This is a genomic window from Ekhidna sp., assembly GCF_963691765.1.
GTDB lineage: Bacteria > Bacteroidota > Bacteroidia > Cytophagales > Cyclobacteriaceae > Ekhidna.
In genome coordinates this window covers 1,914,174-1,936,551 of sequence record NZ_OY829375.1, presented here as the reverse complement: position 1 = coordinate 1,936,551, position 22,378 = coordinate 1,914,174, and the positions used below count along the sequence as shown (strand labels likewise).

Sequence of the window (22,378 nt, the reverse complement as noted above, 5' to 3'; positions counted from 1 at the left end):
CGATTAGATTTGAATAGGTTCTCCCTGAGCGTTGAGTACTTCATATTCGGTGAGAGCTTTGGAGCTATCCTCAACCATATTTACCCAACGAAAATATTTAAAAAACCATTTAACTCTTCTAGAAAAAACTCCTGCCGTAAAGTACGAATACAAGTATGGATGCAAAGCCACCGTTATTTTTTTCTCATTTTGAGACTCGAAAAAGTACTTAATTGTATTCTCAACTTGATCAGCAACTTGAATTGATGCAGAGATCTTACCTGTTCCACCACATGTTGGACAAACTTCCTTAGTTTTAATTGATAGCTCTGGCCTTACTCTTTGCCTAGTGATTTCCATCAATCCAAACTTAGAGAGAGGAAGGATAGTATGCTTAGAGCGATCATCCTTCATAGCTTCTTTCATTCGAGCATAGAGTTTTTTCTTATTCTCTATTTTTCGCATATCGATGAAATCAACCACAATGATTCCTCCCATGTCTCGCAACCTCAGCTGTCGTGCAATCTCGTCTGCTGCATCCAAGTTTACTTTAAGAGCTGTATCTTCCTGATTATCTTCTTTGTTTGATTTATTGCCGCTATTGACATCAATTACATGAAGTGCTTCAGTATGCTCTATTATGAGATAGCCACCATTTAGCATACTAACAGATTGGCCAAAAGAGGTCTTCATCTGTTTTTCAACTCCAGTAGCTTCAAAGATTTTGGTTTTACCCGTGTACTGTTTGAGGATCTTTTCTTTATCAGGTGCAATCCCCTTAACAAAGGTCTTTATTTCACCATAGAGTTCTTTGTCATCTACAAGGATACTATCAAAGCTCTCATTTAATACATCTCTAAGTATTGAGTTGGCGCGATTCATTTCGCCAATGATCTTGTCACGAACTTTTGCTTTTTGGAGGGACTTCATTCCGTTGTCCCATCGTTCGACAAGGTTTCGAAGATCGGTGTCTAGCTCTTTAACATCCTTGCCCATGGCTACTGTACGGATGATTACACCAAACCCTTCTGGTTTGATAGAGCTTATCAGTCTTTGAAGACGCTTTCGTTCATTAGCGTCTGTAATTTTCTTTGATACGTTTACCGTATTTGAAAACGGCACCATTACCAGGTATCTACCTGCCAATGACAACTCGCATGAAAGTCGTGGACCCTTCGTAGAAATAGGTTCTTTTACTACCTGAACCAAAATCTTTTGTCCTTTAGTAAGGACTTGGCTCATTTTACCAAGCTTATTAATATCTGGTTCTGTTTTGAAGCCTGCCAGTCTTGTACTGTTAAGCTTCTTCCCCAGCGTCAGCTTGGTAAATTTGTTTAATGATTGGACCTGCGGTCCTAAATCCAAGTAGTGTAAAAAGGCATCTTTTTCATACCCAAGATCTATAAATGCGGCGTTTAAGCCTTGAACTACTTTTTTTACAGATCCTAGATAAATGTCACCGACATTGAAAGTTTGACCCCCTCCGTCTTGGTGAAATTCTACTAGCCTTTTATCCTTAAGTAAAGCAATACGACATCCCTCGCGAGTTGAGTTAATGATTAGTTCATTACTCATAGCGTATGTTTAATGGGTGCCTATTACTTCTTCTTGTGTCTGTTTTTTCTAAGTCTTTTCTTTCTCTTGTGAGTAGAGATCTTATGTCTCTTTCTTTTTTTACCGCAAGGCATAATTTCTATTCTTTAAAAGTTTTTAAAATGTTTTAGAGCCCTTTGAGATAATCATTGGCCATCATCTTAATGGCTGGTATTGAATCTCTAGTGGCTAAGATTTCCTCCAAAAGCAGGCGTGCCTGCGATTGTTGATTTATTTCCATCATAGAGACAGCTAGGTAAAGCTTCGCTTCATGATCTGCCGCATCTAATGATATCAAATTTTCAAAGCGCTCCTTTGCTCTTTCAAACTGTCCGCTTTGGATCGCTAAAAGGCCAAGGTTCAAAATGGCTTGTCTGTTAGTTGCATCTTGATTCAAAATTTCTCTCAACATTGCAATCCCAGCCATGGGATTTTCAGAGACAACCAGTGTCATTGCCATTCTATTTTTCAAAAAAAGATTTGTTGGATCTTTATCCAACAACAATTGCATTACCTCTCTAGCTCTTTCCGCATATTTCTTAGCTCGTTCAGGATCTGGAGATCTTTCGTAAGCAGTGAAATAAATATCCGCTACATACTCCGAAGGGACGATAATCCAACTTTCTATATCATCCGCTAAACTCGCTGCGCTGTCCACAACCCCGTAATCGAGGAAGCGTCTAGCCAAAGAGTGCGCAAAGTTAGCTCTTTTATCAATATTTTCTTCTTCTTGAATTAATCTTCTTAACTCATTAATCTGATTTTCAACTTCTTGAGGGATTTCCATTGAATGGTTATCACTTTCAGTAACCTCTTGAAGCTGCTCGTTTTCAACAACACTTCTTGGCAATTGAAATAAAATAACTGCCAATGCTATTGACCCAAGAATGAGTATTAGCTGTGATCTTGTCACTTGATTTTAGAAGATTTTTTTATTTTCTCAACGAAAATTTTCGATGGCTTGAATGAAGGGATGTAGTGCTCATCAATAACGATCGCTGTATTCTTAGAGATATTTCTTGCAATCTTTTTGGCTCTTTTCTTATTGACGAAACTTCCGAATCCTCTTACGTAAACATTCTCACCATTCGCCATGTTGTTTTTTACAACAGTGAAGAATGCTTCTACAGAAGCTTGCACATCTGCTTTATCTATTCCGGTCTTATCCGATATTTCGTTTATCACATCAGCTTTTGTCACAACTGTCTGGTTTTTAGGTGGGTGTTAAAATTGGGAGGCCAAAATTAAATTTGCACATTCACATAAAAAAAGGATTTCTAAATTATTAAGCCATCAAACAGAAAACATTTACAGAAAGGCTAATTAATTGGTATACAGAGAGAAAGCGAGAGCTTCCTTGGCGGAAAACTAAGGACCCTTACCCCATCTGGCTATCAGAGATCATCCTCCAGCAGACTAGAGTAGAGCAAGGATTGCCGTATTGGGAGAGTTTTATTCATAATTTTCCAACAATTATAGACCTTGCGAATGCTCCAGAAGAGCAAGTACTACGACTATGGCAAGGGTTGGGCTACTATTCAAGGGCGAGAAATCTTCATTACACTGCGAAATATGTCTCGAACGAACTTGGAGGGGTTTTTCCAAATACATATTCGGAAATATTGAAACTTAAAGGTATCGGACCTTATACGGCTGCTGCAATAGCTTCAATTTGTTTTAATGAGCCTGAACCGGTTGTAGACGGCAATGTATTTCGATTCGCCTCTAGATACTTTGGAATCAAAAATGACATTTCTAAAGCTTCATCAAGAAATACATTTCTAGATGTATTAAAAGAACACATTAATCCGGATAATCCAGGAATATTCAATCAAGCAATGATGGAATATGGGGCAACCACCTGTTCACCTAGTCCATCATGTGATGAATGTGAATTTTCAATTAACTGCTTTGCGTTAAAAGAAGGACTTCAAAGTGAATTACCTATAAAATCTGCAAAAGTTAAAGTCCGTCAGAGACATTTACACTACCTAGTCCTGCGAAGTGGAGATCAACTGCTCTTAAATCAAAGAAGTACAGATGATGTTTGGGGTGGATTGTATGATTTCTACCTTATAGAAGGAAATTATGATGAAGAAGAAATACTACATCAAACGAAAGTTCAATTAGATCTTCACGATCCTATCGTTGAAGAAATCTCAGAACCAATCAAACACATTTTAAGTCATCAAAAGCTTTTTGCTAAATTTTATTCGCTCACTATTTCTGATAAAGATGTGTATACTTTAAGTCAAAAGACAACATTAAAATCATTTTCCGTCAAGGAAATACTAAATTTGCCAAAACCTAAATTAATCGTGAACTACCTTCATCGTATAGGTATCAAATGAACACACTATGTCAGGAGTAAATAAAGTAATCTTAGTTGGTCGTCTTGGGAAAGACCCTGAAGTACGTCACCTAGAAAATGGTGCTACAGTGGCAAATTTTTCGCTCGCTACTTCAGAAACATATAAGGATAGACAAACTGGAGAGCGAAGAGAACAAACTGAGTGGCATAACGTAGTGCTATGGAGAGGTCTTGCGGAAGTCGTTGAGAAGTACGTGAAAAAAGGTGACATGATTTATGTTGAAGGTAAGCTAAGAACTCGATCTTGGGAAAAAGATGGAGTGACGAGATATACTACCGAAGTTGTAGGAGACAATATGACAATGCTTGGTGGTGGAGGTGGATCTTCACAAAGTCAAGCCAGCGGAGATTTTTCATCTCAACAGCCAACACAAGCGCCTGCGCCTGCTCAGGATACGGCTACTGATGCAACGGATGACCTCCCTTTTTAGAACATAATTTATAGTTTTTGGAAACATCTTTAGACGATCCTTTCCCCACGGTATTAATTAGCATGATGGCAGATATGCCATTCTCATTTTACCTGATTAATGGTCTGGTTTTATTGGTCTTGCTATGCCTTTCTGGCTTAGTTTCTGGATCAGAGGTTGCATTTTTTTCTTTTTCACACAACCAAATAGTAGAATTTAAAGGTTCTTCTGATTTGCGAGAAAAGCGGATTAGTAAGCTCCTTCATAACCCCAAAAGACTATTAGCGACGATTCTAATTCTCAATAACCTTGTCAACATATTTATAGTGACTATTTCAACATTTGCTACCTGGCAAATTGTTGGTGATCAAGGTAAGCAGGGAGTGACGATCATTCTTCTCACAACCATTATCACAATCGTAATCATTTTTTTCGGAGAAATCATTCCAAAAGTATATGCCAATCATAACGGAACTGTCTTTGCAAAAATGACTTCAAGCCTTCTTCTATTCTCTTATAAAATTTTTAAGCCCATCTCATGGTTTCTAATGAGTATTACCAGTCTGATTGAGAGGAGAATGGAAAAGAAAGGGTACAACCTTTCGGTTGAAGAAGTTAATCAAGCCTTGGAAATATCTGTCGAGAAAGAGCATGTGACTGAGGAAGAAAAAGGTATCCTAAAAGGCATTGTGAACTTTGGAACGTTTTCAGTGAAGCAAGTAATGAAGTCTCGGATGGATATTACAGCTATTGATCGAGAAACAGATTTTCATGAACTCATGAATCAGATCAATAAAACAGGTTATTCGCGAATTCCAATTTTTAATGAGACAGTAGATAAGGTAGATGGTATACTATACATCAAAGATCTTCTACCACACATTGGTGAAAATGAAGGTTTTAAATGGCAGGAGCTACTAAGGCCGGCATACTTTGTTCCGGAAAGTAAAAAGATTGATGATCTTTTCAGGGACTTCCAAGAAAAGCAAGTTCACATTGCCGTTGTGATTGATGAATATGGAGGCACTTCTGGACTGATTACGATGGAAGATGTTATTGAAGAGATCGTAGGTGAAATAAATGATGAGTTTGACGATGAAAGCGATGTTGCCTACAACAAGCTAGACAGTCAAACATATGTTTTTGAAGGTAAAACGTCTCTTAACGATTTTGGTAAAATCACCAATTCCGATATTTCTATTTTCGACTCAGTCAAGGGAGAGAGTGAATCTCTAGGAGGGCTTTTGCTTGAAGTGAATACCAAATTGCCGAGCGCGGGGGAGAAAATTCGAGTTGCTCATTTTGTATTTACTATTGTGGCTGTAGACCAAAGACGAATCAAACGGGTACGCGTCTATATTAATTCTGAAAAAAGCAGCGTTTCAAACTTCGAAGATTAAAAAGAGCATCGACTCCCCTATGAAATACTTTCTGATTCTCCTCACTTTTCTTTTTGTCGCATGTGGTGTTGACTACCTACCGAAACCGAAAGGGTATAATCGAATAGAACTGCCAGAGGCAGCCTATCTAAGTTTACCTGATTCCTTTCCTTACGCTTTTGAGTATTCCAAACATGCGGATCTACTACCTGACTCAAGCTGGATTACAGAACCATTTTGGATAAACCTCCACTATGCTGATATGGGGGCAACTATTCAAATCACGTACAAACCTGTCACTGATTCAATCATTCGAGAGTATCTCAGCGATTCGTATAAGCTTACTTCTCAACATAATGTAAAAGCTTACGCTATAGAAGAAACCATTATAGAACTACCAAATGGACTTTTTGCTTCATTTACTGAACTAGAGGGTGAAGTACCAACACAGGCCCAATTTCATGTTTCAGATAGTGTTGATCATTTCTTAAGAGGTGCACTATATTTTCGCACAGCTACAAAAAACGATTCCCTAGCTCCGGTCATTGATTACTTAAAAACTGACATTATTCACCTACTCACGACGTTAGAGTGGAACGGAAAGAGAGGGCAATAAAATAGTTAAGCTGCTTAGTATTATAATCTTTTCGTTTATTGGTACTGTTCAGAAGCTATTCATTTAACTCCCTTTTTTTGTGCTTCAGACTATATTAGCCTCATGCATCAATTCTTTGATCGATCCATTGAGTATTTGAAAGGAGTAGGTCCTCAGCGTGGAGAGACCCTCAACAAAGAATTGCAAATTTTTACATTTGGAGACCTCCTCCAACACTATCCTTTTCGACATGAAGATCGGAGTAAATTTTATAAAGTCGATGAACTTCAACCAGACCTTCCTTATGTACAGCTGATAGGCGAGTTTAAATCATTCAAAACGATTGGAGTCGGAAGAAAATCTAGACTTGTAGGCGTTTTTTCTGATGGTACAGGAAGTATAGAAATGGTCTGGTTTAAGGGCGTTCAATGGATCCAGAAAAGTCTAAGCATTGGTGTTAAATATGTCGCATTTGGGAAGGCTACTCTTTTTAATGGAAAGTTCAATATTGCTCACCCCGAAATAGAAGTACAAACCGCTAAAAATACTCAAGGCGGATACCTTCAACCTGTCTATCACACTTCAGAGAAAATGAAGAAAAAAGGACTTGATAGTAAGTTCATTTCAAAAATCATGAAGGTTTTGTTAGTAGAGGCAGTCAATCAAATCAGAGAGACCCTTCCCAATAACCTCCTCGGCCAGTTTAAGCTGATAGATAAAAAGACAGCTGTCGTTTCAATGCATTTTCCTCGTACGTCACAATTACTAGTACAGGCACAGAATCGGATGAAGTTTGAAGAATTATTCTTTGTACAACTTCGCTTAATAAAGTTAAAAATCGCAAGGACAGAAAAGTATCGTGGAGCAGTGATCAATAAAAGTGAATTGCTAAATGATTTTTATAAAGACCACATGCCCTTCGAACTAACAAACGCTCAGAAAAGAGTTGTAAAAGAAATTTATGCTGACTTTAGGTCTGGTCAGCAAATGAATCGCCTTGTACAAGGTGATGTAGGTAGTGGCAAAACAATGGTAGCCTTTTTATCCATGCTTATTGCAATAAGCTCTGGGTATCAATGCGCTTTCGTGGCCCCGACAGAAATACTAGCAGAGCAACATTTCAAGGGTCTACAAGAGCAAGCTAAAGCAATGGGCTTACACATCGCTAGACTTACTGGCTCAACTCCCAAGTCTGAACGAAAACTTATTCATGAAGGGCTAATGTCGGGGGTAATTTCGATTCTAGTCGGCACACATGCATTACTTGAGGATAAGGTTAAGTTCAAAAATCTAGGGTTAGCTGTTATTGATGAACAACACCGATTTGGAGTGGCGCAGCGAGCAAAGCTCTGGACAAAAACTAAAGATGTTTATCCTCATGTATTGGTAATGACGGCAACACCAATTCCCCGAACTTTGGCAATGACACTTTATGGGGATCTAGATATATCCGTTATTGATGAGTTGCCAGCCGGAAGAAAACCGATTCAGACTAGACATTTCTTTGAGAAAAAACGTCTCGAAATGTTCGGTTTTGTTGAAAAAGAAATCGACAAAGGGAGACAAGCATATATTGTATATCCACTGATTGAAGAATCTGCTACCCTTGACTACAAAGATCTTATGGATGGGTATGAAGGTATAACCAGGAGATTTCCAAATTATCAGATTTCAATTGTCCATGGTCGTATGAAAGCAGAAGACAAAGAATGGGAAATGCAGCGATTCGTGAAGGGTGAGACTAAAATAATGGTTGCCACAACCGTTATAGAAGTGGGCGTTAACGTTCCCAATGCTACAATTATGGTTATCGAAAATGCGGAACGATTCGGACTCTCTCAGTTGCATCAACTAAGGGGTCGGGTTGGTAGAGGGGCAGACCAATCGTATTGCGTACTAATGTCTGGTGTTAAGCTTAGCACTGAAGGTAGAAAAAGGCTCAAAACCATGGTTGATACAACCGATGGATTTAAAATAGCAGAAGTAGACCTTGAATTGCGAGGTCCCGGGGATCTGATGGGAACAAGGCAAAGTGGTGCACTGGATTTGCTGGTATCGGACTTAGTTAGAGACGGGGAGATTTTAAAGGTTGCCAGAATTGCTGCACAAGAGACACTAAGTTCTGATCCACAACTTGAAAAAGTAGAACATCAAGTGATCAAAACTCATATTGAATCATTCAGTAAGAATGCTGTAAACTGGGGGAGAATTAGTTAATCAAATGAAGATAAAGATCAATACCAACACATTCCTGGGAATCTCTGCCATGTTAATAAGCCTTGGTACGCTAATCGTCCTGATTTACCAATCGAAATTGATGCGTGAGCATGAAGAAAAAAGTGCAATTCCAAAACTTGAACTTTGGAATGATTTAAGTGAAAGCCGTTACGCACTCAGATTAGAAAACAAGGGGTTAGGACCGGCTTTGATAGAAGAAGTTGCAGTAAAGTATGGAGATAAAATATTTTATTTAGACCCCATGTTTTTTGCTATTAATTATGCTGATTCCGCGAATAACGAAATAAGACAAATTACTGGGACTAATTTGTTTGAGGGAATAATTATTACACTAGGAAGCAAAATCAAACTTGTAGAATCGACTAATGAATTGGATGATCAGATGTTAAGAGATCTTTTCTACAATTATGATACTAAGGTGATTATCTATTATTCTTCAATTTATGGCAAAGTCTGGAAGTTAAATGGAACTGGAGATCTACCAAATATTCAATCGGATTATGAGCCAAAGATATTCAATGAGCTTTTTAGCGAGTAAGCATAGTTGGTTAGCCCAATAGCTCCTAATACAACTATGAGCGGTATTATAGGCACAAAGAACCTCCCATCCCAGTCCGCCCATGTGCTGCTAATCACGAATGTATGCGTAACAAAGTAAACCACTGAAGCTAGAGAAAAGTAGTCCGAAATAAGCTTCTTTCGGATTGCCTTTATGCTGAAAATATAAAGCGGCCAAAGGATCACAGCCATTGCAATATTGTGAGACCAAGACCAATAAGTTCGTATGTGAGTTACGAACATGATCATCTTCCCAAAAAACAACTTAGAGAAATAAATAGGGTTTCCAATTACAAACGATCCCATCTGTTGAATAAGTGGTAATTCCTCAGAAGGTTTATAAAGATCATCTGGTATATCTACAGTCATCCAATCATGGTGAGGGTGCGTTGGAAACTCATGCATTGCGAATATGATATCTCCATTCTCGTAGATCAGCATAACTCTATGCGAACTAATCATTGTATTCGCCAGTACAACCAACCCGAACATAGCAATAGCTAAAGATGCAAACTTCAAAATTACTCGCGGAGGTGTCCAAAGCCATTTCCACACAAAAGGAAAACATAGTGCGATCGAAAGAGCCGGAGATGTCGGCTTTGAAAAAAAGCTTATTAGTATAAAAATCAATGTTGTCCCATAGATCCAATTCTTCTTTTCTTGCGCAGATCTGACGATCCAGTAAAACGTAATACTTAGAATGCTACAGTAAAAAGACTCTGTTAGCACATATGAATGCCAATTAAGATTATCAGGAAAAAAGATAAATATTAAAGAAGCCACAAAGGCTGTCATATCATTTTCTGTCAACCTTTTAGTAGTCCAGAAAATTGAAAGCATTGCGAAATATCCAAGAATATATTGAGCCAAAATAATAGCCCCGTAGTCTTGTGAGATTAACTTGATAAAAGCCACAAAAAACACATAGCTTATGTACCAAAAATTTAACGGATCGAAATAAAAGCCACTTGAAAGATTATCCGCGTATCCTAAAAAACGAGGAGAGTCATTCATGATCTTGACATCATATTTGATATATAGATATAGGCTTACTACAAAATACAATATGGTTGCTATCGCATAAAGTCTGCCATTTAACCTATTGATCATCGCTTTCTTTTGCTTTAAATGAGATTGCAAATTAATCTCATGAAAGCTAATTGTTCCTTCTCTGAATGTTGTTCTTATTGCTAACTAACCTTCAAAACGATTTGGCAAGCTTTTCGCTGCGAGTTCACTAACAACCTAAACCTTAATTATGAGAAGAATTTACCAGCTTACTCTTTTATTGTTAATCCCGTTATCTACGTATTCACAGCAATCCATTTACGGGACGGTATTAGACAAGGAAACCAAAGAACCTATTGCATACGCTCATATTTTTCTAAATGATAGCAGTGCAGGAACCTTTTCAGATCTCGATGGGAGTTTCTTTTTCCAAAAAGATGAACAAAATAGAGCTAGCGAAATAATTATTACTCATGTAAGCTACGAGCTTACAAGTGTTGCCCTTAGTGACAATGAACTAGGTGAAATTTTAGTTACCCCAAAAAATGATCGACTAAAAGATGTTCAAGTTAGTGGTGAGGTAGATAGCAAATGGCAAAAAAAGTATGACCAATTTAAGGAAGAACTTTTCGGTACCACCCCTTTTGCAGAACAATGCAAAATCCTAAATCCGTGGGTGATTGACTTTGGCAAGAAGCAAGGCAGTTTCCTCGCAACCGCTACCGAACCTATCGAGATCGCTAATGATGCACTGGGTTATAGAATAAGCTTTAAACTGGACTTCTTTACAATCAGAAATAGAATAGTAACGATAAAAGGTGTCCCGATAAATGTGCGTGACAACTCTGCAAGCAAAGAGCAATTGCTGGAATTCGATAGAAACAGGAGAGTCGCATTCGAAGGGTCTATTTATCATTTTGCACAAAGTGTTGCAAACAATTCGCTCGAAGAAAATGGATATGAAGTTTTTATTGCAGGCGAAGAACTTGTTCAAGTAGCTGTCGATAGAAAAAGTTCTACTAAATGGAAAGTCAACTCAATAGATCGCATCGTCAACAAGAAAAGCGAATATTCAGAATTTGATTTTGATGAATATCTGCAAGTGGTTTATACAAGTCCGATTACAAACAACTCTGAATTATCATGGATCAAAAAAGAAGGACATGTTTATATCTCAGAAAATGGGCTAGTAGAAAATTTAGACAGTCTAAAATTATTTGGCTCATTCGCAAATGATCGTTTAGCTAATTACCTCACATTCGAACAAATAAAGTCTTACTATAAAAAGCAAGTAAAGAGTAATTCCTTAGCTGGCCACATAAAATCACACTTCCCCAACATTGGTAAACCTGAAGAACTTTACATACACACTGACAGAGAAGTATACTTTCCTGGAGAAGATATCTGGCTCAAAGGCTATCTCAGTTCAGAGGATTCAACCTTCGCAAAAAAGATATTTCTTGAACTGGCTGGGATTGATAGCTCAATCGTAAAAACAATACTTCCTATTAAAGGAAATGGTGCATCAGGTTATCTTAAAGTCCCTGAGAATATTTCTCCTGGCACTTTTATGATTTTAGGATATACGGATAGAAATATCAATAACAATCAAAGGCATTTTAAAAAGCCAATACAAATAGGTTATTGGAATAAAGCCAATCCCAGATCTTCGAAAAAAGAAATAGAAATCTATCCAGAAGGAGGTCATCTTATATCCGAAATTATAAACAATGTCGCCTTTGTCATAAAGGACGAAAAAGGAGTTCCATATAATGAAGAGGTTGATCTATATGAAGGATCAAAGAAGTTGATGTCTGTAAAATCTGAATGGAATGGCAGAGGGGCTTTTAAGATTATTCCAAAGCAAAAAACGAAGTATAGTCTAAGAAGCAGTGATAAAAATATTGTTCCATTAAATTTTACTTGTAGTGATCAGGAGATAGGCATGATTGTACAAGATCTGGACTCTATTTTCAGAGTAAATATTCAATCAAACCTAGTGGTCAAAGACACCGTCTATGTGACCACTTCCAAGAAGAACAACCTGATTTCAATCTATCCAGTGTATTTGTATAAAACGCATCAGCTATTAATACCTAAAAAACAGCTAGAGAGTGGGGCAAATACAATTACAATATTTGACGAAAAAATTAACCCTGTTTCTGAAAGGGTGGTCTATGTTCAACCTCAACCGGTGGATCTAGAATTAGAAATAAAATCGAAAGACTTCTTATCTAAAGTAATGATAATCGGAGAAGATTCGATAAAAGACGCATCCATCTCAGCAATTGATCTTAGCAGGGCAAATGATCAGGGTAGTGAAAGTATATTGGTAAATAAATATCTGCGTCCAGAAATTAGAGGTTGGGTGGAAAATAGCGATGCACTATTCAACCAACCCGAATCGAGGCATTTTGACCTAGTAATGTTAACAAATGGTTGGAGAAAATATCCAACAGATATAGTTGCATCTGTAGACTCTGCTGCATCTATTTCCCAGTCTGGATTTTCGCTAATTGGTTCTGTGATTTTCAAAAATCCCAATAAAGCAACCACTGGTGATATTTTCTTGATAAATCAAAATTCAGAGAGTGCTATGAAATTCAACTCTGTAGATGAAAATGGCAATTTCTTTTTCAAAGACATTAATTATACAGACTCATCAAGCCTATACTTTGCTTTTGATAAAAAGTTTGCCAAAAACGTAAATGGTATTGAACTCTCAGCTAATCATAACTGGAGATACAAAGAAGGAATTTTATTTGATTTCGTGTTTCATGAAGAATTGGCAAATGAAAGAAGAAGGATTGATTTCGAAAATAGGTTAAGCTCTCAAGAATCATTTGATACTTCAGAGGCTACTGAACTTGAAGAAGTGGTCGTATTTGGTAAGGAAGGAAGCTCATTAAAAAAGAGGAGATATGCTGTCACTAGTGCCGAAATTTTATCATTCAAAGAAAAACCCATTACCGGATACGGTAGAAATACTTACACCACATTAGATCAAATCAAATCTGTAAAAACTATCTACTTCTATGAAGTAGGAGGAGCTGTTATTCGAGACGTAAAGCTTATAAATACCGAGGTGCCTGACAGTCAGAGAAATGAGATCGACTTATATGTTGATAACTCATTTACAGATCCTCTCATGTTACTCTACTTAGATCCAGCAAATTTTGAGAGAATTGAGTTTGTAAGAACATATAGTAAGAATGGCTCTCTCTTCATTTATACTAGAGATATTCCGATAAAACCTCCTCGTAAACAAGTATTCGAGAAAAAATTGAAAGGCTATCAAGCAAAAAAAGAATTTTTTGAAGAAAAGCTGCTTCAACCGCCATCAAGTCATACTGCAACTATTCATTGGGATCCACATATAACAAATCAAAAAAGATCTATTTCTTTTTCTGCGCCAACTGAAATGAAGCCGCTAAAAGTTATAGTTGAAGGATTTACCTTCGACAATAAGCCATTTCGACTAATCAAAACTTACACCAGCAATTAGTATCTTATGAAATATGAAAACTCAGTACATCAAACTTCTTAAGAAACAGGTCGGTAAACTTGAAGAAGATAGCTTCGAATTAGAAGCATGGAAAACCAGCTCAATTACAGTTATAGAGCGAATATTTGGTAAGGAGGATATTCGCGCAAAGAAGATTGAAGAGCTCAAAATTGATTACAGCAGTTGGGCACTTCGTGACTCAAATTCTAATTACAAGCCTGTAGAAATAGCAAAGCTCAAGGGAAAAGAAATTTTAACTACAGCTATTGATGAAATCGAATTATTTGGTGCACCGGAAAACCAAACAATGGATGTGCTTGGAAAAGATTTTGCAAAAAAATTACAAAACATGAATTCGCAAGAACGCAAAAAGCACTTCACCGAAATGAAAAAAGGTGAGCTTGTTGATTTACTTATTCGACTCTTAGAATGAAGAGAGTCTGTCTTACAATAGTCATTCTAACATTAATATCATGTTCTGAAAGTCCAGAGCTCAATGGTTTATGGGTTTTGAAAGAAGTGAGTGTCGATATGATCCCAAGAGATTCGAAGCCCCTTTATGTTCATTTTACTCCAGATGGTAATTTTTCGGTTTCCAGAGCTGAAGGTGATTTAGTAGGACTTTTTCAACTAAATGGCAATAACTTATCTTTTGAAAGTGTTGATCAAAAATGGTTTAGTACTAAATGGTCAGCCAATATATATCGAGAAAATCTTGTATTAAAAGGTCTTGAATACGGATTTAGGACAACAGAACTTAGGTTCTCTAAAGCTGAAAAGTTTCCCACGTTCGATGAATTTATTGAAGAAGTAAATGGGAAATGGGAACTTTATAAAATTGACAATAAGAACAATATAGAAAGTATTAAAAACACTCATTTTATTATTGATGAAGATACATACAGTATCGTTTCGAACGACAGCACTATTGAGAAAGGAGCAGTGCTTATTGACTCTAGACATGAAAAAATTAGCTTTGAATACGAAGAAACGACCTGGAACGTGCGGTTTGTTTGGAGTGAACTTAGACTAGACAATAATGAAATGAACATTACCTATAGGTTGAGAAGAGTTGATGACTAGTTTGAAACATTTTTTATTCGCAATCGCAATAATTACAGCTACTGGCTGTAGTTCCTTAGATGACGATCTAATCTTAAATAATCAACTGATACTTGGTGCAGATCTTTCTTATCTAAACGAGATGTTAGATTGTAATGCGACCTACAACAATCAAGGCATTGAAGTAAACCCGTATGACCTCTTTGCAAATGAAGGCTGTCAAATGGTACGAATTAGAAAGTGGCACTCGCCATCTTTTAACAAGTATTCTGGCCTTTTGGACGTAACACTCGCATCAAAGGAGGCTACGAAAAGAGGAATGCAAATTCTTCTTGATTTACATTATTCGGATACATGGGCAGACCCTAGTAAACAAATCATTCCTAAAGCGTGGCAAAATATCTCGGAGTTAAATGTTTTGGGCGACTCAGTATATAACTATACGCTCATGGTTCTTAATTCATTGAACAATGAAGGTGTTGTTCCAGAAATAGTTCAAATTGGAAACGAAATCAACAGTGAAATCTTGATGACGGCAGAGGTAACTCCAGGTCAGCAAATAAACTGGAGCAGAAATGCATTTCTAATTAATCGTGGATTAGAGGCTGTAGACGAATTCAATCGAGCAAAAGATCATCAAGTTCAAACGCTTATACATATTGCACAACCCGAAAATGTGTCTTGGTGGTTTGAAGAAGCAGAGGCTAATGATGTTTCGAATTTTGATTGGATTGGCATATCCTATTATCCTCAATGGTCAACCATCCCATTGGAACGATTATCTGACGAGTTAAAATCAATTAGAAACCGTTTCGAAAAGCGCGTTTTAATCGTTGAAACAGCCTACCCATACACATTAACAAATACGGACAAGGCAAATAACATCCTTGGCAAGGATGCTAGCATTGAAGAGTTTGGTGTTTCTCCTTCAGGTCAGCTTAATTATCTAAATGCATTAAAGTCAGAAGTGTTAGCAGGCGAAGCAGAAGGAATCATATATTGGGAACCAACTTGGGTTAGCACAGATTGCTTCACACAATGGTCACAAGGATCTCATTGGGATAATGCTACATTTTTTGATGCTTCAAATAATAATGAAGCTTTAGATGCTTTTAGTTTTTTTGAATGACTTTGTAATAAAATTACAAATCAAGTTAGTCGACTTTTATATACTCTAAGTTTATAATCAACGTTTCAGAATGTTTTGCATGCGAAACTCTATTGACAACAATCTCTTCAGGCAGATCATTATTTCCTAAACTGTAAGTATAGTGCTCCTCAAACGACAAAGATTCAAATTCAAAATTTTCATACTTTGTAGACGTAAGCGCATTAGAACTGAAAACAAAGGGGAAATTCCTATTGTATAAAAATGTTCTTCCAAATAAAACCGCCAATTCTATTTCATTAAATGCAAAATTACTTGTGGAGTTTGGACTGTAGTTCCAAGTGGCTTCAAGGATATCTTGATCACTATAATTTCGAACTTCAATAATATTGGGTGTACTATTATCATATTCGAAATCTTCTCGATAGTAAAAATTTAAATCCTCACCTTCACTTCCTAAAAACGCTGTCATCGAAATTGGTCTACCTTGGGAATCGTAATTAAACTCTTTCCTCAGAATAGTTATCAAACTAAACGCGGTGTTTGTAGAACGGCACTGGATAGATTTTATCTGATCGCCATCGTATTCTATGATACAAGATTCTGCTATCGAGTTTCCACCAAAAACCTCTACAGATTCATAAGTAGTAAGCTTACCTTTTTCATTTCTATGAAAAAGAATTTCAGCCTTAGAATCAAGCTCAGCTTCGGAATCACATGAATAAATGCTGCACGGAAAATCATATTCAGTTCGATCAATTCTTGAAACCATGCCGCTTGCATCGTAAGTTACCTCAGCAAATGTGCTATCAGTAACGTAAGTGCCATTGGGTAGCAGATCTGTCCTTGCAATTGAGATTTGACTAAGCTTAAGCTTATCCTCAATAGAAGGGTCAGAATCTTTGCCACATCCAAAGACTGAAAAAAGGATAATTATTAAGAAATAATGTGTCTTCATGCCGATTACGAAATTTTAAGATAAACATCATAATTGAAAAGAGCATACATTAATCGAGTAAAATGTCCCCTAACTGTCGAATTTCTAAGTGAGAGACTATCTGCCTTAACATCTAAATTTTTGGCCTTTCAGGTGTTAATTAGTCAAACACACAGTTCTATCTAGACATAATAGTATCTAATTGTTTAGTGCTTGAAGTGCCTTGTTCCAGTCATCACCATAGCCAGACCATTTTCATCACAATAGTCAATCGATAGTTGATCTTTGATAGAACCTCCTGGTTGAATTACAGCGGTTATTCCTGCTTTATGCGCAATTTCAACACAATCTGGAAACGGGAAAAATGCATCAGATGCCATTACCGCTCCATTTAAGTCAAAACCAAATTGACCTGCCTTTTCAATGGCCTGATTTAATGCGTCAACTCTTGAAGTCTGACCTACACCACTTGCAAGCAGCTGACCATTTTTAGCCAAAACAATTGTATTCGACTTAGATTGCTTACAAACTTTCGAAGCAAAGATTAAATCGTCCACTTCCTCTCCTGTTGGTGCCTTCTTAGTTTTTACTTCTAAATCAGTTTTGCTTTCTGATTTTAAATCATAGTCCTGAACAATGGCTCCGTTTAAAAGACTCTTAAATTGAGTCTTCTGATGCCATGGTTTCTTTTGAACAAGAAGTATTCTATTTTTCTTCTGCTTTAAGACCTCCAGCGCCTCCTCTGTAAAAGATGGAGCTATTAGAATTTCGAAGAAAAGGCTATTCATTTCATCAGCAGTATCCTTATCAATCTCTTTATTCGAAACCAACACACCTCCGAAAGCGGAAACTGTATCTGCAGCAAAAGCTCTCTGATACGCCTCCTTAGCGGTTGATGCGGTTGCGATACCACAAGCATTATTGTGTTTCAAGATCCCAAAAGCAGTCTCGTCAAATTCAGCAATGAGTTGAACCGCAGCTTCAATATCTACCAGGTTATTGTAAGAAATTTCTTTGCCATGAAGCTGATCGAAGTATTCTGACAAATCCCCATAAAATGTTCCTTTTTGGTGTGGATTCTCCCCATATCTAAGTGTTCTTGCAGGTGATGCACTCAGCCTGAATGCTGGCACTTTTTCACCAACATTCATCCAATTAAATATTGCTGAATCATAGTGACTTGAAGTAGCAAATGCTTTTGCTGCAAACAACTTGCGTTCCTCCTCAGTCGTTTCGCCTCCTTGGTTATCCAGAATGTTTTGCAAATCAGAATAATATTCCATCGAGCTAATCATTACAACATCTTTGTAATTTTTCGCTCCTGCACGAATCAATGCAATTCCACCAATATCTATTTTTTCAATTATATCCTCCTCAGAAGCTCCACTAGCCACTGTAGCTTCAAATGGATATAAATCCACAATCACTAGATCTATTGGCGGGATCTCAAATTTTTTAGCCTCTGCTAAATCAGACTCATTTTCTCTTCTATGAAGGATGCCTCCAAAAATTTTTGGGTGAAGTGTTTTTACGCGACCACCAAAGATGGATGGATAATCAGTTAAGTTTTCTACTGGTACTACATCTACACCTTCTTCACGAATAAACTTCTCAGTTCCTCCTGTAGAATAAATAGTAACACCCAATTTGTCCAAGCTATGAATTATTGGACTAAGCCCTTCTTTGTGAAACACAGATATAAGAGCAGACTGAATCTTTTTTGTAGACATGTTTTGAGGAGGTTTATTTCAAGGTCGGCAAAGTTACCATCGTAGATGGTTTTATCAATTATGAGATTGAATATAGTCTTCAATGACTTTTGGAAAATGTAAATACTCTAAAGAATGGACCTTTTCTGCTACGCTCTCTGGTGTATCCTCGGTCTCAACTGTACATTTAGCCTGAAACAATATCTTGCCTTTATCATATTCTTCGTTGACCAAATGGATTGTAATTCCTGATTCTTTCTCGTTAGCAGCAATTACCGCTTTATGAACATTATCTCCATACATGCCCCTTCCACCAAATTTTGGAAGCAAGGCTGGGTGTATATTGATTATTCGACCAGGAAATGCCTTCACCATATATTCTGGAATTAACCAGAGAAAACCTGCCAAAATGATGTAGTCGGTATCCTTGAGCGATGACAAAAAGGAAGCTGATTTAAATTCATCTCGTGCAAAAGTCGATGAAGGTATTTTTAACAATTTGGCTCTTTCATGAACAAAAGCATCAGACTTATTTGATATAATATCCTTGACTCGAATGCTTTTATGATTTTCAAAGTACTTGGCAATATTTTCTGCATTACTTCCGCTTCCAGAGGCAAGTATGGTTAGGTTTATTTGTTCGTTCACATCGCAAAATTAACTAGAACGCATCTTCAAAAACCTCAAGATTTTTTTTGGCGTCTATGCTAACAATATCAAATCGTATATCTCCATTCCAATTGATAGCAAAAATGTAATCCTCAGCTGCAGTTTTTATCCGCTCCATCTGACCTTCTGAAACAAAAGATTCTGGTTCTCCAAATTCATTATTACTTCTAAACTTCACTTCCACGAAAATCAGTAATTCTTCATTTTGGAGGGCCACTAGATCAATTTCAGATCGCTTATGCCGATAATTGATCTCCAAAATTTCGCAACCGAGTTTTTCATAGTGTCGTTTTGCTATAGCTTCGCCTTCAATACCTTTAGTTTTGCGATCCATAAAATGACGGCCAGAAGCCAATTTTAAAAATTTGATGTCAGAGCTTTATCCACTTAAATTCAAGACAATCTTCAAAGAGAAGCTTTGGGGTGGACAGAAAATTAAAACCATTCTTGGTAAAGATTTTAGTCCACTGGAAAATTGTGGAGAAACATGGGAGTTGTCGGGTGTTGCAGGAAATGTTTCAATTATCTCGCAAGGACCCTTGAAAGGGAAGTCATTGTCTGAACTTGTGAAAGAATTCCAAAATGAACTGGTGGGAAAGTCCATATATGCTCGTTTTGGAAACAATTTTCCACTGCTCATCAAATTTATTGATGCTACACAAGATTTATCTGTACAGGTCCACCCAAACAATGAACTTGCTAAAAAAAGGCATAATTCTTCCGGCAAAGATGAAATGTGGTATATCATCCAAGCCGATCAAGGGTCTTCATTGATTAATGGTTTCGAAAGAGATACAAACAAAGTCGAATTTCTTGATCATACGAGAGCCGGGAAAACCTTAGAATTACTGCACAAGGAATTGGTGGAAAAAGGCGATGTATTCTATTTACCTGCAGGTCGCGTACATACGATTGGTAAAGGACTACTTCTTGCAGAAATACAGCAAACATCTGACATTACTTATCGCATTTTTGATTTTGAGCGATTTGATAAAGACGGCAATAAAAGAGAACTCCACATTGACCTGGCAGTAGATGCACTTGATTATTCAAAGCCAGATAAAATTAAATGTCAGTATGTTGAGAAAACGAATGAAACAAATAGCATCGTATCCTCACCATCTTTTACAACAAATAAGTTAAACTTAAATCAGCTTACAAGAATCAATAGGGAGCGCTTGGACTGCTTCAAAATCTATATTGGCATAGGCGGTAAGGGTAAAATTGCGAACGAATCAATTCAATTGGGAGAGGTCCTGCTAGTTCCTGCATCAATAAAAACCTATCAAATAGAACCAGAAGGCGAGCTTACATTGTTAGAGACTTATATTGATGCTTCAATTGCATGACGAAAAAAACGCATTTTATTCACTTAGGCCTTAAGGACTATAAAGAAGCTTGGGACTACCAGGAAGAAATCTTTAAAAGAACGGTAGACCAGAAAATCGCTAATCGCAAGCTTCCAGAAAGCGAAAATGTTGTTACCGATAATTACCTCATTTTCTGTCAACACCCACATGTTTACACATTGGGAAAAAGTGGCAATGAAAATCACCTATTAGCAAATGAAGAACTGCTCAAACAAAAAGAAGCCGTCTTCTATAAAATCAACCGCGGTGGTGACATCACTTACCATGGGCCTGGTCAGATTGTTGGTTATCCAATTTTAGACTTGGACCATTTTTTCACGGATATTCACAAATACCTCAGGTACTTAGAAGAAGGTGTAATTATGACATTAAAAGATTATGGCATAGCATCTGGTAGAATTGATGGGTTAACTGGAGTTTGGATAGATTGGGAGAATGCTGAAAAAGCAAGAAAAGTCTGTGCGCTTGGAGTAAAGAGTAGCCGCTGGGTAACAATGCATGGTTTTGCCTTCAACGTAAACACCAACTTAGACTACTTCAATTACATCATTCCTTGCGGTATTCAAGACAAAGCTGTTACCTCGCTTGAGAAGGAGTTAGGTCATAAGGTTGAAATTGAGGAAGTCGAAACCAAACTCAAAAATCACCTGGCCAACATATTTGAAATGGAACTAATTGAATAGTTAGCCTTTCACAAACTTTAGCGAAATCCAATATCCCAAGAACGTGGCCATCAGATGCATCAGTGATATGTGAAGATCTATTCCTAAAACAGTAAGATTAAATATTTCAAAAACTACCGGTCCACTTAGCATGATCCAAGGTTTTCTGCTTTTAGTGGCAAGAGCACCATAAACCTGAAACATCCCCAGGGATCCTCCCAGCCAGTTTCTTACAAAAGCAAACTGCATGAATTCACTATTCGGAAACAGATCTAAACCAACAGTGTAAAAGAGACCGAAAAAAGGAGCCACGGTAAAATATGCCGACATGAAAATCAGTGCGGTTTTCTTGCTTCCAAAAACAGCTTCGTGAGACTGAACAATCAACAAAAACCCAAGTACAGAGACAAATAAGATATGGTCAAGGCCATTGTGAAGAATTGGTGTTGTAAATAGGTTTCTGAAAAATATGAGTGGAGACTCAGTAAAATTCTTAACCCAAAATGCATATTCACATTGGAGTGCTACCTGCCAAGATTCTTCACAGTTTCTAGTCGATGCAAAACCTAGAACCCCTACAATCGTCCAAATGATTGCTAGATAAATAAGCGTAAAACCTTTACTCTTTAATAATTCTAAGGCCGGCTTACGTTCGTTGTAAGCCCCTCTCCAAGGGAATACGAATGGAAAAATTCTTTCCTTTTGAGGGTTCTTAGTATTCATTTGCCTAAAATAGTGTTTGTGATCAAATTGCTTTCTGTTCCAATGGCTGACCCATTTGATCGCAAAACTATTCGATTAAGTAAATAGACAAGAAGTTTGTGAAGAAGGATATTGATTTTTCACCTGTAAAAGACGTTCACGTAGTAATCGCAAAGGAAGAAGATGTTTGGAAAGTCTTTCTTATAAATCGAAACTCCAATAAGCTGGACAATGTAATGATAACCTCTCGTGGATACGGTGAAACAAAAACCGAGACTCAAAAAACTTCAGTACTTAGGCATATGATTCCATACATCGATCCGGGAGAGTATGCACTCGTAGAACCAATAGACGAATCTGTATTCCATCTAAATAATGAATATTGGGTTAGCTATTTTATCGAAGGTAAAGTCTTCGATAAAAAATTTATTTTTGTGCCAGATTCAATTGTTGAAGATAACCTCACATTCATTGAAGAGTTACAAATGAAGGGTATCTTACATGACTAATGAGAAAGCCAAAT

The 22,378-nt window shown here is 37.2% G+C and carries 22 protein-coding genes; 13 read left to right on the top strand and 9 right to left on the bottom strand.

From position 1 onward, the window contains the following. Window positions 1–3: 3 nt before the first annotated feature. The 3 genes from ACY650_RS09055 to ACY650_RS09045 all read right to left on the bottom strand — a co-directional run bounded on the left by ACY650_RS09055 (window position 4) and on the right by ACY650_RS09045 (window position 2,772). The gene (locus ACY650_RS09055; protein ID WP_462253925.1) at window positions 4–1,554 is read right to left on the bottom strand and encodes an Rne/Rng family ribonuclease; all 1,551 of its coding nucleotides are present in this window, start codon (window positions 1,552–1,554) and stop codon (window positions 4–6) included. Window positions 1,555–1,699: 145 nt separating this feature from the next. Continuing rightward, complete coding sequence (locus tag ACY650_RS09050) at window positions 1,700–2,485, bottom strand: tetratricopeptide repeat protein (RefSeq protein WP_462253923.1); 786 nt, start codon at window positions 2,483–2,485, stop codon at window positions 1,700–1,702. Next, window positions 2,482–2,772: an HU family DNA-binding protein gene (locus tag ACY650_RS09045; protein WP_462253921.1), complete on the bottom strand. Its 291-nt coding sequence runs from the start codon at window positions 2,770–2,772 to the stop codon at window positions 2,482–2,484. The genes ACY650_RS09050 and ACY650_RS09045 overlap by 4 nt, the downstream gene beginning before the upstream one ends. Before the next feature lie 92 nt (window positions 2,773–2,864). Here ACY650_RS09045 and mutY point away from each other — a divergent pair, with 92 nt between their 5' ends. From mutY to ACY650_RS09015, 6 genes are all read left to right on the top strand, one after another. After that, window positions 2,865–3,923 carry an A/G-specific adenine glycosylase gene (gene mutY / locus ACY650_RS09040; protein ID WP_462254399.1) on the top strand — a complete coding sequence of 353 codons (1,059 nt, stop codon included), beginning with the start codon at window positions 2,865–2,867 and terminating at the stop codon, window positions 3,921–3,923. Window positions 3,924–3,930: 7 nt separating this feature from the next. Beyond that, entirely contained in the window at window positions 3,931–4,374 is a 444-nt protein-coding gene (locus ACY650_RS09035; RefSeq protein WP_462253919.1) for a single-stranded DNA-binding protein, read from the top strand. 62 nt (window positions 4,375–4,436) lie between these two features. After that, complete coding sequence (gene gldE / locus ACY650_RS09030; protein ID WP_462254397.1) at window positions 4,437–5,753, top strand: gliding motility-associated protein GldE; 1,317 nt, start codon at window positions 4,437–4,439, stop codon at window positions 5,751–5,753. Between the two features lie 19 nt (window positions 5,754–5,772). Beyond that, a complete protein-coding gene (gene gldD, locus ACY650_RS09025) occupies window positions 5,773–6,348 on the top strand; it encodes a gliding motility lipoprotein GldD (protein WP_462253917.1) in 576 nt (191 codons plus the stop codon). 102 nt (window positions 6,349–6,450) lie between these two features. Beyond that, the gene (gene recG / locus ACY650_RS09020; RefSeq protein ID WP_462253915.1) at window positions 6,451–8,544 is read left to right on the top strand and encodes an ATP-dependent DNA helicase RecG; all 2,094 of its coding nucleotides are present in this window, start codon (window positions 6,451–6,453) and stop codon (window positions 8,542–8,544) included. Between the two features lie 4 nt (window positions 8,545–8,548). Beyond that, window positions 8,549–9,103, top strand: coding sequence for a hypothetical protein (locus tag ACY650_RS09015; protein WP_462253913.1), 555 nt, complete (start codon window positions 8,549–8,551; stop codon window positions 9,101–9,103). Here the strand turns inward: ACY650_RS09015 and ACY650_RS09010 are convergent. After that, a complete protein-coding gene (locus ACY650_RS09010) occupies window positions 9,064–10,233 on the bottom strand; it encodes a hypothetical protein (RefSeq protein ID WP_462253911.1) in 1,170 nt (389 codons plus the stop codon). The genes ACY650_RS09015 and ACY650_RS09010 overlap by 40 nt on opposite strands. 148 nt (window positions 10,234–10,381) lie before the next feature. On the opposite strand from ACY650_RS09010, the gene ACY650_RS09005 reads away from it, so the two are divergent. The 4 genes from ACY650_RS09005 to ACY650_RS08990 are packed head-to-tail and all read left to right on the top strand — an operon-like array spanning window position 10,382 to window position 15,827. Next, window positions 10,382–13,636, top strand: coding sequence for a carboxypeptidase-like regulatory domain-containing protein (locus ACY650_RS09005; protein ID WP_462253909.1), 3,255 nt, complete (start codon window positions 10,382–10,384; stop codon window positions 13,634–13,636). Window positions 13,637–13,649: 13 nt separating this feature from the next. Beyond that, window positions 13,650–14,069, top strand: a complete 420-nt coding sequence (locus ACY650_RS09000) for a hypothetical protein (protein ID WP_462253907.1) — start codon at window positions 13,650–13,652, stop codon at window positions 14,067–14,069. Continuing rightward, window positions 14,066–14,719, top strand: coding sequence for a hypothetical protein (locus ACY650_RS08995; RefSeq protein ID WP_462253905.1), 654 nt, complete (start codon window positions 14,066–14,068; stop codon window positions 14,717–14,719). The genes ACY650_RS09000 and ACY650_RS08995 overlap by 4 nt, the downstream gene beginning before the upstream one ends. Further along, entirely contained in the window at window positions 14,712–15,827 is a 1,116-nt protein-coding gene (locus ACY650_RS08990) for a glycoside hydrolase family 53 protein (protein ID WP_462253903.1), read from the top strand. Before ACY650_RS08995 ends, ACY650_RS08990 begins: the two co-directional genes overlap by 8 nt. 25 nt (window positions 15,828–15,852) lie before the next feature. Here ACY650_RS08990 and ACY650_RS08985 read toward each other — a convergent pair whose 3' ends face one another. From ACY650_RS08985 to ACY650_RS08970, 4 genes are all read right to left on the bottom strand, one after another. Beyond that, entirely contained in the window at window positions 15,853–16,764 is a 912-nt protein-coding gene (locus ACY650_RS08985) for a hypothetical protein (RefSeq protein WP_462253902.1), read from the bottom strand. A 185-nt stretch (window positions 16,765–16,949) separates the two neighbouring features. Then, a complete protein-coding gene (purH, locus tag ACY650_RS08980) occupies window positions 16,950–18,473 on the bottom strand; it encodes a bifunctional phosphoribosylaminoimidazolecarboxamide formyltransferase/IMP cyclohydrolase (RefSeq protein WP_462253900.1) in 1,524 nt (507 codons plus the stop codon). 54 nt (window positions 18,474–18,527) lie between these two features. Continuing rightward, entirely contained in the window at window positions 18,528–19,100 is a 573-nt protein-coding gene (gene purN / locus ACY650_RS08975) for a phosphoribosylglycinamide formyltransferase (RefSeq protein WP_462253898.1), read from the bottom strand. A 13-nt stretch (window positions 19,101–19,113) separates the two neighbouring features. Further along, window positions 19,114–19,455: a YraN family protein gene (locus ACY650_RS08970; protein ID WP_462253896.1), complete on the bottom strand. Its 342-nt coding sequence runs from the start codon at window positions 19,453–19,455 to the stop codon at window positions 19,114–19,116. 34 nt (window positions 19,456–19,489) lie between these two features. Here ACY650_RS08970 and ACY650_RS08965 point away from each other — a divergent pair, with 34 nt between their 5' ends. Both ACY650_RS08965 and lipB read left to right on the top strand, forming a co-directional pair. Next, the gene (locus tag ACY650_RS08965; RefSeq protein WP_462253894.1) at window positions 19,490–20,470 is read left to right on the top strand and encodes a type I phosphomannose isomerase catalytic subunit; all 981 of its coding nucleotides are present in this window, start codon (window positions 19,490–19,492) and stop codon (window positions 20,468–20,470) included. Then, the gene (gene lipB / locus ACY650_RS08960; RefSeq protein ID WP_462253892.1) at window positions 20,467–21,174 is read left to right on the top strand and encodes a lipoyl(octanoyl) transferase LipB; all 708 of its coding nucleotides are present in this window, start codon (window positions 20,467–20,469) and stop codon (window positions 21,172–21,174) included. The genes ACY650_RS08965 and lipB overlap by 4 nt, the downstream gene beginning before the upstream one ends. Here lipB and ACY650_RS08955 read toward each other — a convergent pair whose 3' ends face one another. Beyond that, on the bottom strand, window positions 21,175–21,876 hold the full coding sequence (locus tag ACY650_RS08955; protein WP_462253890.1) for a hypothetical protein: 702 nt from the start codon (window positions 21,874–21,876) through the stop codon (window positions 21,175–21,177). It lies immediately after the preceding gene. Window positions 21,877–21,974: 98 nt separating this feature from the next. Between ACY650_RS08955 and ACY650_RS08950 the strand changes: the two genes are divergently transcribed. Further along, on the top strand, window positions 21,975–22,364 hold the full coding sequence (locus tag ACY650_RS08950; protein WP_462253888.1) for a hypothetical protein: 390 nt from the start codon (window positions 21,975–21,977) through the stop codon (window positions 22,362–22,364). Window positions 22,365–22,378: the final 14 nt, after the last annotated feature.